Here is a 17,710-nt window from a genome sequence, read left to right on the forward strand (position 1 = left end):
GGGACCTACCGGGAGCATGGTCGTCTGGACTATAGCCAGAATGCCTCCGCCTACACCGCCAGCTATAAAACCTTCTCAGGTTATGAGCCCTACTACAATACGGTCGATGGCAACGATGAGTGGAATGACACGACCCAGTGGACCACCGATCTGGATGCCATTGATGTGGCGCGCTGGTCGGTGGCGTATGAAGGTAGCGGTTCCCAATCCTTTACCATCTTTGATGGACGCAATTGGGAGGTTGTCTCGGGGCGTGATCCTGGTTGGGTTAACGATACCAACTGGATCTCTACCACCACCGACCATGCCGACAACAGCAAATATGTCACCATTCAGACGGCTTTGAGTAGCCAGGGTGGCAGCTACACCTTTGTGGATGGTTCTTACAGTACTCAATCGACTCATGTGGGTACTGAGTGGCAGTACAATGCCCGTCAATATGTCGCCTCCACAGGAGGTTTTGCCACCTATGATGATGCCCAGGCTTGGGCTGAAAATTATGGTGGCCCTAATGGCTCCAGAATGGCCGCCCCCATGACCGAGGCTGCTGCGACCCATCTGATGAACACCTTCCACACCACCCCTTACTATCTGGGCTTGGTGCAAGATACCGTCAATGGGGTGCCTGAGGTCTATCGTCTGATCGAGGGCAATCGTTACTATTGGAATGGGTTTAACTATTTGGGTGGTATCCCCTCATCCGCTGATCATCCCAGTGCAACGTATGATGGGGTCAATTATATCCATACTGCCAAATTGGACTATCATGTCTTTGGTGTGGATGGACCCAGTGATAAGCCTGACTCTCACTATGCCTATGTTATTCAACATAGTGACCCTGCTCTGGATTATTGGGGGTGGTCGGATACTTCATGGGATCGCGGGTATGACACCATTGCTGAAATTAATCCCTACTGGACCCATGATCTGGCCGTTTATGAAGACTTCTCCAGCTACCAATGGGATTGGACCTCGGTTGACCACAACATTAACGACAACCGTACGACCGTTATCTTTGATGTCGATGGCTCCACAGACACGGTCTATGGTTGGGAAACCCCGACGGAGACGGTGCATCGCCAAGTAAAAGTGGAGTCCAGCCAGGAAGTCACCAACTGGGTAGAACAACCGGTCTATATCACAGAAACGCTGACCACCAGCAAGCGGGTCTTTGAGAGTGCGGGTAACTTTAACTTTGGCTCTTTTGATGGCAGCTCCATCCACAGTGATGCCGCTTTGACCATTGAGTCAGGTAATCAGGTCACCATTCAAGCGGTTATTGATTCCGATGCAGCGGCTGGAGGGGTCACCATTAGCGCCGCTGGGGATATCACCGTGGAGGGGAGTATTCCAGATGGGGCCGATGCTTCGGTACTGGCCGCGCGGGCTGAGATCCATGGGGATACCATTACCTTAAACGCTGGGGGCAACCTAACCCTCAAAGATAGCTCCCAACTGGGTACCTCCACCGGTTCTCCGGTGACCGAGCATATCTACCTGACTGCAGGGGGTGACCTCTCTGTCGCCGGACAGCTGGACTCTGCCTGGGTCATCGATATGGATGCCGATGGTGATATTGATCTGGATGGCACCCTCACCGCTGTGGGCTCTATTCTGGCTGACGCTGGCCAAGGCGAGAGTGGGCGTGGTTCCATTACCGGCTCTCTGAGCACCAATCTTACCGCGACGGTTAGTAATGCTGATATTCGCCTGACGGCGGGTAGCCAGGGTGGTGATCTTAACCTGGGTGATGCCTCGGTTACCTCCAGCAGTTTAATCCAGCTCAGAGCCGCAGAAGGCTCTCTGATCCATGATCAGGGGTTGTTGACAGCTGCAACATTGGATGTCGATGTTGCCGGATCCTTGACCGCCAATATTGACAGCAACGATCTGTATGCCCTCAGTCGTCACAGTGGTGATATCACCATTACGGATCTACAGGATCTCAACCTTGCTGATGTGCGGACCACCAAAGGGGCGATCGATATTACCGTCTTTGGTGATCTGGATGCCCGCTACGTCGAGGCGTTTGGGGGGGAAGAGAACCATGACATTACCCTGAATGCGCTGGATTTGAGCAGTGGTGTGACAGGTGACCTAACTTTACGTCAGGTGCGGGCTGCGGGTTTGGGGGATCTGCATGTAACGGGTGCAAGCAGTATTGACCAGACCAGCTATCAAAGTGCGGGAGATGATTATCTGAGTGGTGATCATCTGCATGTGACAGGGCAGAACACCTTGGATCTGGATGTCGATGTTCATGCGCTGAGTATGAACATCGCCGGTACCGGTGTTGTGACAGTTGATAGCGAACGGGCCACAACCCTGACCTTGGATGAAGTGACCATCGCCCGTGGTGAACTGTTGGTTAACCACCTAAATGGCAGTATGCGGGTAGAGGATTTAAACCTCAGTGGTAATAGCGATGCCTATGATCTGCATTTGAACAGTGGTGGCGACCTGTTGGTGGATAACATCAATGTGGGTGTCTACCGTACGGCAACCATTGATGGATCTGCGGGCACCTCATCCTCCGGTGATCTCTTTATTACTGCGGCGGGTAAGGTGGGGCAAATTCTGGCTGACGATGCTGTGGATATGGTGGCCGATACGATCAATATTACGGCTGGTACCGGAATTGAACAGATTGATTTGGCGGCCAATGTTCTGGGCCATGTGCAGACCACCACCGGTGATATGGTCTTGACCGACCGCGATGGCGCCGGTGAGCTTTACGAAGGTTTACGCCTGGAGTATGTGCAGGCAGACGCTGGTTCGGTGACCGTTACTGCTGCGACCACCATGGTGGTCGATGAGGTGAAGGCTCTGGGCGCCAGTGGTGTGGCCCGACTGACGGCTGAAACCGGCAATCTGGCTGTGTTGGATGAGGCCGCTACGGCGATTGACGTCGGCTCCGGTGTGGCCTTAAGTGCCGGTGATATGCTTTCCATGGCTCAGCTGGTGGATGCGCCGAACCTGATTGAGCTACGGGCGGCGAACCGGTTTGATCTCCCTCTGGCTGATGGTGAGACCCTGGATCTCTCGGCCGATACCATTATTTTACAGACAGGCGATGCCATTGTTGTTGATGGAACCCTAACCGCCAAAGATCGTATTGAGCTTCTCTCCAAACAGAATGTTGAGGTTACTGGTACATTAACCAGTAGCTTAAATGCCGCCATTGGGCAGGTTGTGATTGAGGCGACTGGGGCGGTTCAGTTCGTCGAGGCCCAAAATGACACAACCTACAACCTGGCCCGCTATACCGCAGCCGATGGGACCGAACTGCTCTACTCCCCGGCCGCCGATGTGATCTATCAGGATGATGGCCATGGGGCGTTAAACGATGTCTCTGCGAGCTACAACCTAGCCGATCTGTCTCGTGTGGAGATCGCCACCGACTCTGGCGACATCACCATCGATACCGGGTTGTTATGGGTCGCTGATCTGGATCTGCATCTGGCGGGGGATCTTAACCTTACCAGCAGTGAAAATCTGGTGCTCTCCGGCTCCGTAACCGGGGCGGGCAGTGATGAGACGGCGGATAACATCACCCTCTACACCCGTGGGGATATGACCCTGGATATGGGGGTGATGCAGGCCGATGGGGTGATGGATGTTGGCAGCGGCTACAACATGTGGGTGGATGCCAGCACCGTGCTGCGGGCTGATACGGTCAAGGTCGTCGCCGATTATGGCTTTAGCCTCAACACCTTGGCCAATACGATTACCGCCCGCGCCCTGGTGGGGGGGGATATTGTCATTAATGAAGGGGATGCCGTCACCCTGACCCATGTGGAGAGCAACAGTGGTACGGTGACCGTCAACAGTGGTGGGGATCTTACCGCCAGCTATGTGCGGGTCAATTCTGATGTATCGGGTCACGATATTACCCTGACCAGTGGCGGTAACCTCTATGCCGATGATGTCGCCACCGGCTACAACAACGGTGTGGTGAACTTGAGTGCGGCGGGCATGGTTGCTGAGAGCATAGCCGATGATGCCACCGATGTTACTGCCCATAGTCTGAACATCACCTATGGGGAGGTTAACAGCTCCGATAGCATCGATCTGGAGGCGGTCACCTACACCGCCCCCACCGAGACACAAGAGGTCGGCGGCGGGGCGATCTCCCTCTCCGATGTCAATGTGGATGGGGATTACCTGATCATTGCGCCAGCCTGGAGTGGGGATATCAATGTCACCGCAACCGGAACCATTACGGTGCTGGAGTTGGGGGATATGGTGGGCCACCACATGACCCTGAATGCTGGCCAGGGGGTTGTCTTTGTCTCTGCCATGGATATTGGCGAGGGTGATTATGACATCACCGCCGGTACCACCATTACCACCGGGGGGACTTTGGTTGGGGATCGCGGTAGCTTCACCGTGGGTGAGGATCTGACCCTGGATGTTGCCCTGAACTCTATGAGTGCCCATTTAACCGCTGCTGCTGACCTGACCGTGGTGGATGATGGTTGGTTGGTGGTGGAGCATATTCAGAACTCCAGCGGAGATGTTGAGCTCAGTAGTGAGACGGGCATTCAGTTGCTGGATGTCGATATGACCGGTGATCTAACCGTCACCGATAGTACCCAGAGCATTGCCATTGGGGATGTCAATGTGACTGGGAATGTTCATTTAAATGCAGCCAACCAAATTTATATGAACAGTGGTGGACGCCTTACCGCCCAAAACCTTATCGCCCGTGCCAGCAGTATGATTGATCTGGATACCACCATTGATCGATTGGATGCTGAAAACAGCAGCGGCACCCTGACGGTGGAGGATAGTGATGGCCTGATTGTAGACCGTGTGGTGACAGGTGGTGGAGAGACCGTATTGTCAGGCTCTTCCTTGACCGTCCATAGCCTTGTTTCAACCACCGATAGTGATGCTCATGATGTGCATCTACGCACCACGGGTGGGGATATGCTTCTTGGCGCGGTGGATGTGGGCCTGCAGGGGGATCTGTTCCTGTCGACCATTGGTGGTGCGGTTCATGACAGTGCGACCAGTGCCATCCAGAGTGATTGGTTGACGATCAATGCCGCGGGTGCCGTGGATTTGGCTGTTGATGTCAATGTACTCAACCTGACGACCTCTGCGGTTGGGGATGTAACCGTGGTGGAGAAGGGCAGTGTTGAGGTATCTCATTTTGAACTTCACGATGGGGCGGGGGCCATAACCGCCAATGAAGGGGACCTGACGGTTCTCTATGCCTGGAACAGCGGGACGGATGAGACCGATGACTCGACCTTTACAGCGTTGGGGGGTGGGGTAAACCTGGTCAATGTAAATACCAATGGTGCTGGGGATGTCATCGTTCACAGCAGCGGTGACTTCACGGGGGCCGTTGGTGGTCAACAGCTCACCGCGACCGTGGCCGGTTCGGTAGATATTGATACCTGGGTTGAGACTCTGGATCTGACCCTCACAACAGATGGCTCTGTGGCTGTGGATGAGGCCAATGCGCTCTATCTGGCGGGGTTGGACCATCAAGGTAGTGGTGATAGCCGTATTTACAGCGGTGGCTGGTTGGACATCAATGGTGATGTGCGAGCATCTGGTAATCTAGATCTACGCAGCATTGGAGATGAAACCACCTTGGCTGTGACCGGTTCTGTTGCCTCCAGTAGTGGGGACCTGCTACTGGTCAGTAACGGAGATATTCAACTGCAAGGCGATATCAGCGGCCATGGAGTGCGTGTTTATGCCGATGATAACAGCGACGATTTGGGTTTAATCCAAATGGGTGATGGTGTGGTTGCCGATGCCCTGGATGGTCAGGCGATCTTTACCGCAGGTGAGTCAATTACCATTGCACAGATTCGTAGCAGCAGTACGGATAGTGATGCCATCTATGTAAATAGCCGAGCTGGTGCTCTGGAAGATGCTGGGGATACCCACATTGATTTAGAAACCGATGGTGGGGCACAACTGCGCAGCCGCTTTGGGGTGTCTGGCCTAGAGAGCCGTTTGGGTGCCTTGGATGTGGTCAATATTGGCGGCGGTGATATCGTTCTTAACGAAAAGGATGATCTGACCCTGGTGACGGCCCAGCAAGTTGCGGCTGATGCCCATATAAGCATCCAAAGTGGCGGAAGTTTGAGCGTTGCGGGTAGCAACCTGACAACAGTGGGTGGTGGTACGTTTACGCTGGAGGCTGGGCAAGATTTAACCGTGAATAGTCAAATCACCACACAGAGTGGAGCCTTGACGTTACGTGCCGATAACCATGTACAGATTAATGCCAATCTAACCACCACAGGTGGTGCGGTTACCTTAACGGCGGATGATGATGCCGATGCCAACGGCAGTGGGGGTAACTTCACTCAGGTCGATGGCACCACAATCCAAGCAGGGGAAGGTAAGATCACCCTTTCGGCTGATGGTGCGATCACCTTGGCCAACCTTGTAAGCAGCAGTGATGCCGCCGATGCCATTACAATAACCACCGCAGGTGAGGTGATTGATGGAGGCGATAGCCATGTTGATCTGCAGGCTGGTGGGGTGGTTGTTCAAGCAGGAAGCGGTATTGGCGCGGCAAACGCCCTGGAAGGTCAGGTAGATATACTGGACCTGAGCAACCAAGGTGGATCTATGGGCTGGAATGAGCTGGATGGCGTGACCCTGAGCAACCTGGATCAGAATGGTCAGGGTGGGGTCAGCTTCCATGCGGCGGGTGATGTTGTGGTTCAGGCCAATGGTGCGCTCACCACCCAAAGTGGTGCTTTAAATCTACAGGTGAGCCAGGGGGCGTTGGTCAGTTTTGGCGAGATCTCTTCAACCTCTGGGGATATCACCATTACGCTTGATACGGGTGATTTTTCACTGCTCGGTGCCTTGCATGCAGGGGGTACAGGAGATCTGGTGGTTGAAACAACCCAGGGTACCCTCTACAGCGGCGCTGCCCCTTGGGCGAGCAGCTTAGGGGCTGAAAATCTTAACTGGGTTCTGGAAAATGGTCGCTTTAGTGTCGACGCGGCAACGGGTGAGGTGGTTGTTGCCGGTGCAACCGCTGCTGAAGAGGCCGCGTATCTGCTCAATGGTACGGTTATACGTACGGCTGATGGCGCCTACCTGAATGCAGAGTTAGGTCATTTGACCCTGCGTGCAGGTGGTGAGCTGGGGCAAGCCACTGCGGGGTATACCTTAGGACCTTCTGCTCTGTTGCTGCATGCTGCCACTATGACTGCCACTACTGGTGGTGGGGCCCATCTGATGAGTGTGGGGGATACCCGTATTGGTGATGTAGGGCTTAACCGTACCACCAGTAGCCAAGGGGCCATGAACCTGATGGTGCTGGATGGTGGCTTGACCCTGGATCAAACACTTAATGCGGGTGGGGGTGATCTGTGGATTGGTGCAGAGACCATTCACATTGGTGCGGATCTGCAAAGTTCAGGTGGGCAACTTACCCTGACAGCGTTAACCCCGGATGCTCAGATAGGGCTTGGTGATGGTGCGGTAGGCTCTTTCCAGCTTGATCAGGCTGAACTGGACCATTTTGCGGGTGGTTTTGAGGGTGTGACCATTGGCCAGTCAGGTGGGGCTTACCAGGTAACGGTTGGTACCCAGAACGGTTCGGTTGTCTTTTCGGATGCATGGACCGTACAGGCCAAGGGTGAGGGTGGTCATATCACCGTTGCTGGCGATTGGGTGGGAACAGGGCCTGATGCGCAGTTAACCCTGGAAGGCTCAGGTTCAACCACAGATCTGCAGGCCGATATCACTGTTTCAGGTGATGTAACCCTGAATGATAAAATTGCGGTGAGTGGTGACCACACCATTTCAGGTGACCATGTCACGCTGGCGGGCTCTGGTGCTGCAACTGTTGTTGGTTCTGGGGGGGGTGATGCCCTTACACTGACGGCCAAACAGGATCTAACGCTCTCAGGCCGTATTGAAAATAGCCTTGAAGATCTGACGTTGAACGCTGTGGGTGATGTGGTGGTGCATGGGGATGTTGAACTCTCTGGCCAGTTAACCACCCAAAGCACAACCTTAACGCTGAACCAGGCTGTACGTGCCACACAGATAGCCTTTGAGGCTGATCAATCCATTACTACCCAAGCCTTAACCACAACCATTGGGGACCTTAATCTGCTGTTGAACCATGCCGATGGGCAGGCAACCCTGCAAGGCGCTGTTCATACCGCAGGTGATATGGATGCGCACTCAGCGGGTCACTTAACCTTGGCCAATACCTTAACAGCACAGACGGCCACACTGCAGGCTGCGCGTGTATTGGATCTGCAAGGTCTGGTAACGGTCACCCAAGATCTGACCCTGACCCTGGATGGTGGTGTAGATGCTGAGCGCTTGAATACGGTGAGTATTATGGCCAGCGGGGCTGTGCATGTTGACAGTGATGCCACGGCCTCGCTGGGAGGGGATCTCACGGCGCAGAGTGTAACCTTACAAGGGGATGCCGCCTTAAGTGTGCAGGGTGCCGTCGTTACTACAGATGATCTTAGCCTGACCGGTGGTGAGCAGGCCCACTTTACGGCCCATGGGCTGCTCTCTGTCGGTGGTGATCTGACGGTCTCCCAGATAGCCTCAGCCACGTTGCAGGGGAATGTTGATGTGGCTGAACAAGCCACGTTTACGCTGCCTGGAACATTAAATGTGCTGGGTGATTTGGCTGTTCAAGATCACCTGACCTTAAGCAGCAGTCAAAATGTTGAGCTTACTGGCTTGGTCACGGTTGGGGGCGATATGCAGCTTACCCAAACCGGTGAGGTGACAACCCATGATCAGATCACTGTAACGGGGCAGCTGGCACAAAGTGGGGGTGTGAGCACTCAAATGAACGCTGCTGTTTCAGCTCAGGGCGTTACCCTGGCTGTAGACCATGTGGCGATCTTGGGTGGCATGAGTGTGACAGGTGGCGCTGATCTAACGCTACAGGCTGCTAGTATGGATCTAGGTACCCAAGCCAGCAGCATAAGTGGCTCGGGTGCGTTGGTGATCCGTGCGGATAACAGTCAGCGTACCCTGCGGGTGGGGGATCATAGTGGCGCTACCAGTGATGATCTAAGCCTCTCCCAGCAGGACTGGAATAGTCTCGCCGCTGGGTTTGATCATCGTCAGCTGGGTCGAAGTGAGGATGGCTTAGGCGTGATGGTGTTGGGCGATCTAAACAGCCAGGATGATCTCTATCTGAATGCCGCCAGTTTGAAGGTTCAAGGCTTGGTAAGCAGCAGCGGTTCACTACAGGGTGACCTGCGTAACGGCATAACCATTGATGGCCGTTTGGCAACCACTGGGGCAGCGACACTTACCCTTATGGGGAGCAGTGTTTACCAGGAGGGTGAGTTGGCCAGTGAGCAAGGTGAGCTGATTGTGACCGCCCGTAGTGGCCACATCACCATGGGTCAAACCTCCTTGACTCAATCTGCAGCAACCATTGAGCTTAGCGCCTATGAAGACCTAACCCTTGGTCAGGTCGATGCCGGGCAGCAGGCCATCCATATTACCGCGGATGCTCAGAACCGTGGGCAAGGGGCCATTCTTTCTGCCTTGGATGGCTCAGTCGCCAACTTGGTTACGTCCGGGACGGCAACTTTGCAAGCGGCAACGGGCGTGGGGGATGCCTCTACCGCCATTACTTCTGATGTTGCCCATGTGAATGTGGTATCCCATGGCGTGCGAGGTGGTCTCTCTCTGACCCAAACCGGTTCTCAGGACTTAACCGTTGACCAGCTGTCTCTTAGCAATCTGCTAAATACCGCTGGGGATATTCAGCTGCAAAGCGAGCAAGGCTCACTGCTGCTGTCTACAGGTGTGACGGGACAAGGTGGGGATGTCACGGTTGCTGCCGCTTCTGCACTACAGGTGGCAGCCCATCAAACGGTTCAAAGCCAAGGTGGGGATGTCACGTTGGCTGCTGGCCTGCTGGGTCTGACGCTGGAGGCTGGCTCCCAAATAGATGCAGGGTCTGGGCAGATGGTCGTGACCTCTGCGGGTGATATGGTGGTCTCCACCCTAAAAACCACCCATACCGCCCATGACGCCTTAACGATCACCGTTGCTGGGGCGTTGCTGGATGGGGATGACCTAAACCGGGATCTGGATGTTGCCCTGGGTGGTGCGGTAATTTCAGTTGGTAGCAGCCTTGGAGCTTTGGATGCTCTTGAGACCGATATGGCGACGCTTAGTCTGACCCAGACCGGGCAGGGCGTGGTGCGCATCAGTGAGCTGGACGCCCTTGAAATAGCCCAAACCACTGTTGCCGGTGAGCGGTTGGTGTTGGTATCGGAAACGGATTCGATTCATATCACTGGTGCCGTTGAAGCTGGGAATGCTGCGCGTCTTTCCGCCGCAACCACAGTGACTGTAGCGGCAGATGTTCATGTTGGGGGTGATCTCTCCTTGATCAGTCAGCAGGAGATGACCCTTCATGGTCAGGTGAGCAGCGTGAGTGGCTCTATCGATATGGCCAGTCTGGGCGGTTCCATTGTGCAGGCCGATGGTCAACAGGTCAGCAGTGGTGCCTTAAGTGATGGCGATATCCGACTTTCTGCTGCCCAGAATATACACATTGCGGCTGTGGAGAGTGGGACAGGCACCATGGCCTTGCTGGCGGGTGGGGATCTGGTTCAGGTTGGTGATCAGCATATGGATCTGTCCGGCGCCGCCGCCATCGTGCAGGTGGCTGGGGAGGTCGGTGCGGATAGCGCACTGCAGACCAATCTGGATCGTTTGACGCTCTCAGCCGCTTCTGTCTCGTTGGTTGAGCAGAATGGTTTGGATCTGAATGGTGTGGAACTGACCGTGAACCGTGTGGGCATCGCCTCCACTGACCTGACGGTGCTTGCCGCTTCCGGTGAGGATGTTCAGGTTCACTCAGGCGGTACTGTTGATCTGCACCTTCTGCAAGGTGATCTGACCCTTTCCCATATGTTCAGCAGTGTTGGTGGTGGTGCGGTGACCCTTCAAGGGGGGGGATCTCTGGATCTGCAAGGTAGCCTTGATGTCGATGGTGACCTGACCCTTACCATGGGGGCGGACATTACATTAGGTGCCTTAGCCCAAGTTTATACACACGGCAGCCAACAGAGCTGGAGTGCCCAAGGCGGGGTTGTTCAGGTCGCGGATGGTGCTCAAATCCAGAGTGCTCATGGTGATGTGAGCATCCAAGCTATGGGTGATATCACCATAACGGCTTTGGATGCTGGAAGCGGCGATGTAAGCCTGACATCGGTTACAGGTGCGATCTTGGATGGGGGCGCCCTTCAAACGGATCTCGCCTCTGCAGGGTTAACCTTGGTAGCTGGTACGGCCATTGGTGGGGTGGACAGTGGCTTGGTGTTGGATGTCGATACCCTGACTGCCACAGCCCAGGCAGGGGGGATGGTTCTTACCAATATGGGTGCCCTACAGATTGTCGGTGATGGTTTGCGGGCCTTGAGTGCGCAGGGCGGTATTGATCTTCAGGTCGCCAGTGGTGATCTGGATGTTCTGGCCGCCCTCCACAGCCATGGTGCTGGAGATATTACCCTGACCAGTGCAGGTAGCATTAACCAGTTTGCAGATATCATCGGGCAAGATGGTGACCTGACGATCACAGCCCAGGCTGGTGACTTGGTTCAGGGTGATGGCGTTAAAATGATGTCAAACCATGGGGACCTTACACTGCAGGCGGGTGCTGTGGTGCTCTCTCAGTTGGTCAGTGTGGATGGTGATATCACGCTAACAGCCCGTGGGGCCATTACAGAGGCTCTAAGCACAGAAGCCGCTAACCTGGCAACCCAGGGTGCGGTTTCACTCCAGGCTGGCAGTGGTATGGGTGGGCTAGGGGACAATGATCTGGACTTGGATGTTGCAACACTTAGCCAAGCACATACCAGCACAGGCTCAATGGTGCTGCACGAAGTTAATGATCTGGATGTGGCCAGCCAAGGGATCAGCAGTGGTACGGGTGATCTCTCGTTGATCGTAGAGGCTGGCACGTTACAGCTGGATGGCGATATTAACTTTGCTGCGGGTCAGGTTGTCATACAAGCGGATGAGATCCTTCATAACAGCCAATTAATCAGCTTAAATAACACCAGCCTGAATGCTCAGGATGGCGCCATTACCATGGCTGCGGATGCCCACCTGCAAAGCCATGCAGGGGATGTCATGCTGACCGCCACAGAAGCGATTGCCTTAGGTCATGTTGCGGGCCAAGGGGTGGTGGTTGATGCGGGATGGTCTGTGGATAATAGCCGTACAGATGGTGGTCTGAACATTGTAGCCAGTAACCAGTTGACCCTCAATGGTGAGACAGGTATCGGTCGATCCGAGCAGGCGCTCTATCTGGAGACCCCTCAGTTGGTGCAGGCACTGACCACCCATGGTGGGGTGTTCCTGACCAACACCTCAGCTCTAACAGTTCAGGCTGGGGGTATGCAAATTGCCCAAGGTAGTGGGGACTTGGCTCTGACACTAGAGACAGGGGATCTGACCCTTCTTGGTGTAGCTGCCGCAACGTATGGTGATGTGACCTTGGATGTTGCGGGTCATATTGACCAGCAGGCCAATATCTCTACAGCAAGTGTGGGGGAAGTTCATATAACCGCGCAGCAAGGTCATTACACCATGGCCGATGGGACCGATACCTCAACCCTGTTGGGGGATGTGCATATCTCTGCAGCAGGCTCCCTTAATATCGCAACGGTACGTAGTGAAGTGGGGGATATCCATCTAACCAGCGGTGCTATGCTAACCGAGGTAACGGCAGATGAAGAAGCTAACCTCCGTACTGCGGGTGGTTTAACCCTTTCGGCTCAAAGTGGTATTGGGGCGGCAGGGGATGCGGATATCGATACGCTGGTTGGGTATTTAAATAGCGTTGGTACGGCCAGTGGCACGGTCTCGTTGCAAGAACAGGATGGGCTGACGGTTGGCGATATCAACGTGGGGGGCGGAGATGGCACCATTGTGCTCTCCCTGGATACCGGTTTGTTGGAGATTCTGGGAGATGTGGTGGTCAACGAAGGGTCGTTAACCCTTTCAGCCAACGCTGTGGTGCAGCATGGAGATGTGTGGGTACAAGGAGATGGTACCCTTCATGTGGTCGCACAAGATGGCAGCATTGTTATGGACGATGGGGTTCATTCCACCACCAACAGTGGCTCTATTACCTACCAGGCCAGTGAGGATGTACGGGTTTCTCAACTGCTCAGCAGTCATGGGGATATTCATATCATCAGCCAAACAGGTGCCATTGTGGATAACCTGTCTGATGAGTCTGCCAACATAGCCAGTTCCGGTGGTTTAACCCTCTCAGCTGCGGGTAATGTTGGTTCCTTTGATGATGATTTAGATCTGGCCGTTGCAACACTGATTACAGCCCGCAGTGAAGCTGGAGAGATTCACCTGAGTGAAGCGGATGCACTAACCATTGCAGGTGCGGTGGAGGTGCTGAGTGGCCAGGGGGATATCAACCTGGATGGCGGTGCTCTGATCCTTCAAGATCAACTGTCGGCCAGCGGGGGGGATATCACTGTTGAGAGCCACAGCCTTGATCAAGGTGGAAATATGACCACCCAGGGCGCGGGTCAAATTGCGGTTACCACGACCTCTGGTGATCTCACGCTACACGCCCAGTTCGCAACCACAACAGAGCAAGGTCTGATCGATTATACTGTCGCAGGGCGTATGGATCTAGATGGTCGCATGGTTAGTCAGTCCGGTGCCATTACGGTTCAAGCCCATACACTGCAACAGCAAGGGGATGTGATCACTGCCGGGGCTGGTCCCTTAGCGGTTACCACGACAGCAGATCTGATTATGGTCTCGGATGCCTCGATGCAAAGTGAGACCGGTTCCATCACGCTTAACGGTGGTGGGGATGTCGCGGTGGCACAAATTAGTACCATACAGGGCGAGCTGCATGTGACTGCTGGTGGTTCTATTGTTGATGCTCAGATGGATGAGTCGGCCAATCTCTCTACAGCAGCAAGTTTGACCCTACAGGCCGGAACAGGTATTGGACACGTTGGTGAAGATCTAGATATCGATGTTCCGCTGCTGGTTTCAGCCGCAAGCAGTCGTGGGGACGTGGTGATAGAAGCGCTCTCAACGCTGACCGTGCACGATGCCATGACCGTAGAGGATGGCCAGCTGCACCTCCATGGTTCAGCGGACCTGAACGTGAATGGCACATTGAACAGTCAAGATCTGACTCTGACAGCCATGGGGACCTTGAACCATGCGGGTCAAATGACCAGCGTTGGCCATGTGGATCTGCAAGGTGATGCGGTGGTCATGACCGGTCAGGTTGAAAATACGAATGGATCCATTCACATCACGGCAGCCAATACCTTGGATCTGGATGGTCAGGTTGAGAGTATTTCAGGTGATGTCACCGTCACCGCAATCGATGTTCTGCATGATGGTCAGTTGATCACCGGTGAGGCGGGTCAACTGGCGGTTACCGCGACCCTTGGTGCTTTGAGCATGGGCAGCAGTGCCGTGAGCCAAAGCGGGACAGGAAGCCTGACCCAAACGGCCAAGACAGCCATGACCCTAGAGGGTCAGGTGCAGAGCCATGGTGGCGACATGACGCTAACGGCCGCCTCCTTAGATCAGCAAGGGGTGGTAAAGACCGAGGGGCTCGGCCAGATAAGCTTACAGGCCAATCAAGGGCAGATGGTTCTGGGGGCCGATCACCGTATCACGACCGAGCAAGGATCTTTGAGCCTTCATGCTGCGACCACACTGGCGCAACAGGGTCAGATCCAGAGCGGTCAAGGTGATATGACCCTTACAGCCGGTGAGGGTATGGATATCTCAGGTCAGCTCACCACCTTGGGTGGGAACATGGCACTCACCGCGGCCAGCTTGGTGTTGACGGGGCAGCTAAGCACCGCCCAACAAGGTGAGCTGGATATCACACTGACTCAAGCGGGGTTGAATATTGGGGTGGATGGTCGTGTTCAAACCGGTATGGGGTCCATGTCTATGACCGTGGCTGGTGATATGATCATTGGCGGGGCTGTGCAGGGTCAAGGTGGAGATATTACCTTGGTTGCGGCATCGGTAGATCAACAGGCACGCTTGGCAACGCTTGGGGATGGTGAGCTTTCTGTTGAAGCCATGAGTGGAACCCTTACCATGGCCGATGGGGTCATGACCCAGAGTGACGCAGGCCGTATTAGCTATCAGGCTGCGGGGGATCTCTCTGTTGCCCAAATCGTGAGTGTGCAAGGGGATGTTGTCCTTAAAAGTGGTGGCACCATTTTAGATAACCAGCACGATGAGCAAGCCAATATCTCCGCCACAGGGCAGGTAAGCTTGGATGCTGTCACTGGTATTGGTACCGACGTGGATGATATCGATACAGCCATGACGGAGCTGCACCACGCCATCAGCCAATCCGGTACGTTGCATCTGCAGGAGCTTGATGATCTGCAGGTAACCGGCGCCCTTAGCCTAAGCCAGGGGGATGCGGCTTTAGAGCTGGATGTGGGGGGATCTCTAACACTGTCTGGGCAGGTGACCCATGGTGCAGGTGATATTCGTATAACCTCCGGTATGGATCTGACTCAAGAAGGGATTGTTCAGACTCAGGCTCAAGGGAATATTCACCTTCAGGCTGTTCATGGTGCCTTAGAGAGTACGGCGGCAGCCCAAACAGTAAGCCTGTTTGGTGATGTTGATCTTATTGCCAATCAAACGGCAACTCTTCATGGTTCACTGAGCTCAACGGGTGGAGATCTCTCCATTCAAGCGGCTCAGGTGGTGTTGGATGGGGCTGTGGAAACGGGTGATTTGGGTGCAGTCACCCTAACCGCTTCCTCTGCTTCGATAACCACCTCCGACCTTGGCATGATCACCACGGCTCAAGGTGATGTCCGCTTGGCCGCTGAGACAACTATGACGCTGGAAGGTGCTGTTGTTTCAACGGCTGGGGATCTTACCCTCACCGGCGCGAGCTTGGACCAAGGACAGCATGTGATCACTGGAGAGAATGGTGTGATCACGGTGACCATCGAAGCAGATGCCAATATCCGAGATGGGGTGGTTAGCCGCAGTGCCGATGGTCAGCAGGTTTGGCAGGTGGGTGGCGAGCTAACAGTTCAAGGGCAGCTGGAGAGTGCTCATGGTGCTCTTGATCTGCACGGTGGGCAGATGACCATTGAAGGGGGTTTGCTGAGTGACAGTGGGTCCATGGCGGTAACGGCAGCAGGTAGTTTAACCCTGAATGGGACCGCACAAAGCTTATCGGGTTCCCAGCAGTGGCAAGCGGCCAGTCTGTTGATCAATGGTGATATCTCCACCGCACAAGCAGGTACGGTGGATCTGACTACAACACAGAGCAATATTCTGGTGACGGCAAACCATGCCATCCAGACCGTAGAGGGAGCACTCAACCTTAACGCCGCTCAAATGTTAATTATGCACGGCAGTGTGCTTAGCCAAAATGGCGCCATGGTCTTGCAAGGGAGTGGTGTGCAGCAAAGCGCCAATGTCTCTACAGCTCATACTGTGGAGATTACAGCCCGTAGTGGTGACCTTAGCACCGGTCTTGGGGCCGTAACTGCAACAGACACGGGCACCATAACCCTCACCGCGGCACAGTCCGTGACCTTGCAAGGAGAGCTGACCAGCCGATCTGGCGCCATTGCCGTAGAGGCTCAGCAAGGGCAGATCAGTGGTCTGGTGCAGGGTGGGCAGGGTGCCGCAGTTACACTGACTATGAACCATGGTGATCTGATCACCACACAGAGCAGCCAACTATTGGCCGACGCTGGTACCTTGACCCTGCAAGTGGCTGGAGCAGCCGAGCTGGATGGCGAGCAAGGTACACAATCTGGTCATCTACAGCTCTCTGCAGATAGGGTTGAGCTGAAAGGTAACCTGCACAGTGGTGTTTCTGGTGAAATTCAGATTAGGGCCAACCAAGGTGACTTGGCCATGGTGGAGGGTGCTACGGTCACCTCTGTCCTGGGTGATATTTCGCTGATGAGTCACGGTGACATGATTGTTACCTCCGTATCCAGTACCCGTGGCCTGATTGATCTCATCTCAGGTGGGGCTATCTTAGATGGATCCCAGGCCGAAACGGCAAACCTGTCAACCGATACGACCTTAACGATGCAGTCTCAGTCTGGTGTCGGCCATGCTCAGGAAGATCTAGATCTGGCTGTACAGATGTTGGGTCATACCCAAGCCAGCCAAGGTGATATAAATATTCAGGCGCAAGGTGCGCTGCAGGTGACCGGTCAGCTGGCCGTGATGCAAAATAGTGGTGCGTTGAACCTGCACGTGGATGGCGATCTTACGTTGGATGGTTCCGTGACGGCCCACACGGGTCATGTGACCGTAGTAGCCGGTACAGACCTTACACAGAATGCCTCGATCCAAACTTCTGGGCAGGGCAGCATAACTCTAACCGCACAAGCGGGATCTCTGCTCAGTGCAGATGGCACCACAACAGAAACTGAAAGTGGCCAGATCCAAATAACCGCTCAAAATGCGATGACACTGCATGGCGATTTAAACAGCACGCGTGGGCATGTGGATCTTCAAGCCGCAACCCTGTTGTTGGATGGTGATCTGACCACAGGAGAGACTGGCCAGGTTCGTTTGAATACTCTGGCTGGTGCTCTGACACAAACAGAGAATCATATCATTCAAACAGATGCAGGTGATCTCTCCGTAACCTCTCAGACTGCCATGGCCCTTCATGGTCATCTCAGGAGTGTGTCTGGTG

Annotated in this window: 1 protein-coding gene (only partly in view); it reads left to right on the top strand. The window is 54.6% G+C overall.

Translation table 11 applies throughout. From position 1 onward, the window contains the following. Positions 1-17,710, top strand: part of the annotated coding region (locus V5T57_RS11545) for an LEPR-XLL domain-containing protein (protein ID WP_332891371.1) (this coding region is incomplete at its 3' end). 22,476 nt of the annotated region lie to the left of the window's left edge; 17,710 of its 40,186 annotated nt are in view.

Origin of the sequence: Magnetococcus sp. PR-3 (assembly GCF_036689865.1) — a bacterium.
In the GTDB taxonomy this organism is placed as follows: domain Bacteria; phylum Pseudomonadota; class Magnetococcia; order Magnetococcales; family Magnetococcaceae; genus Magnetococcus.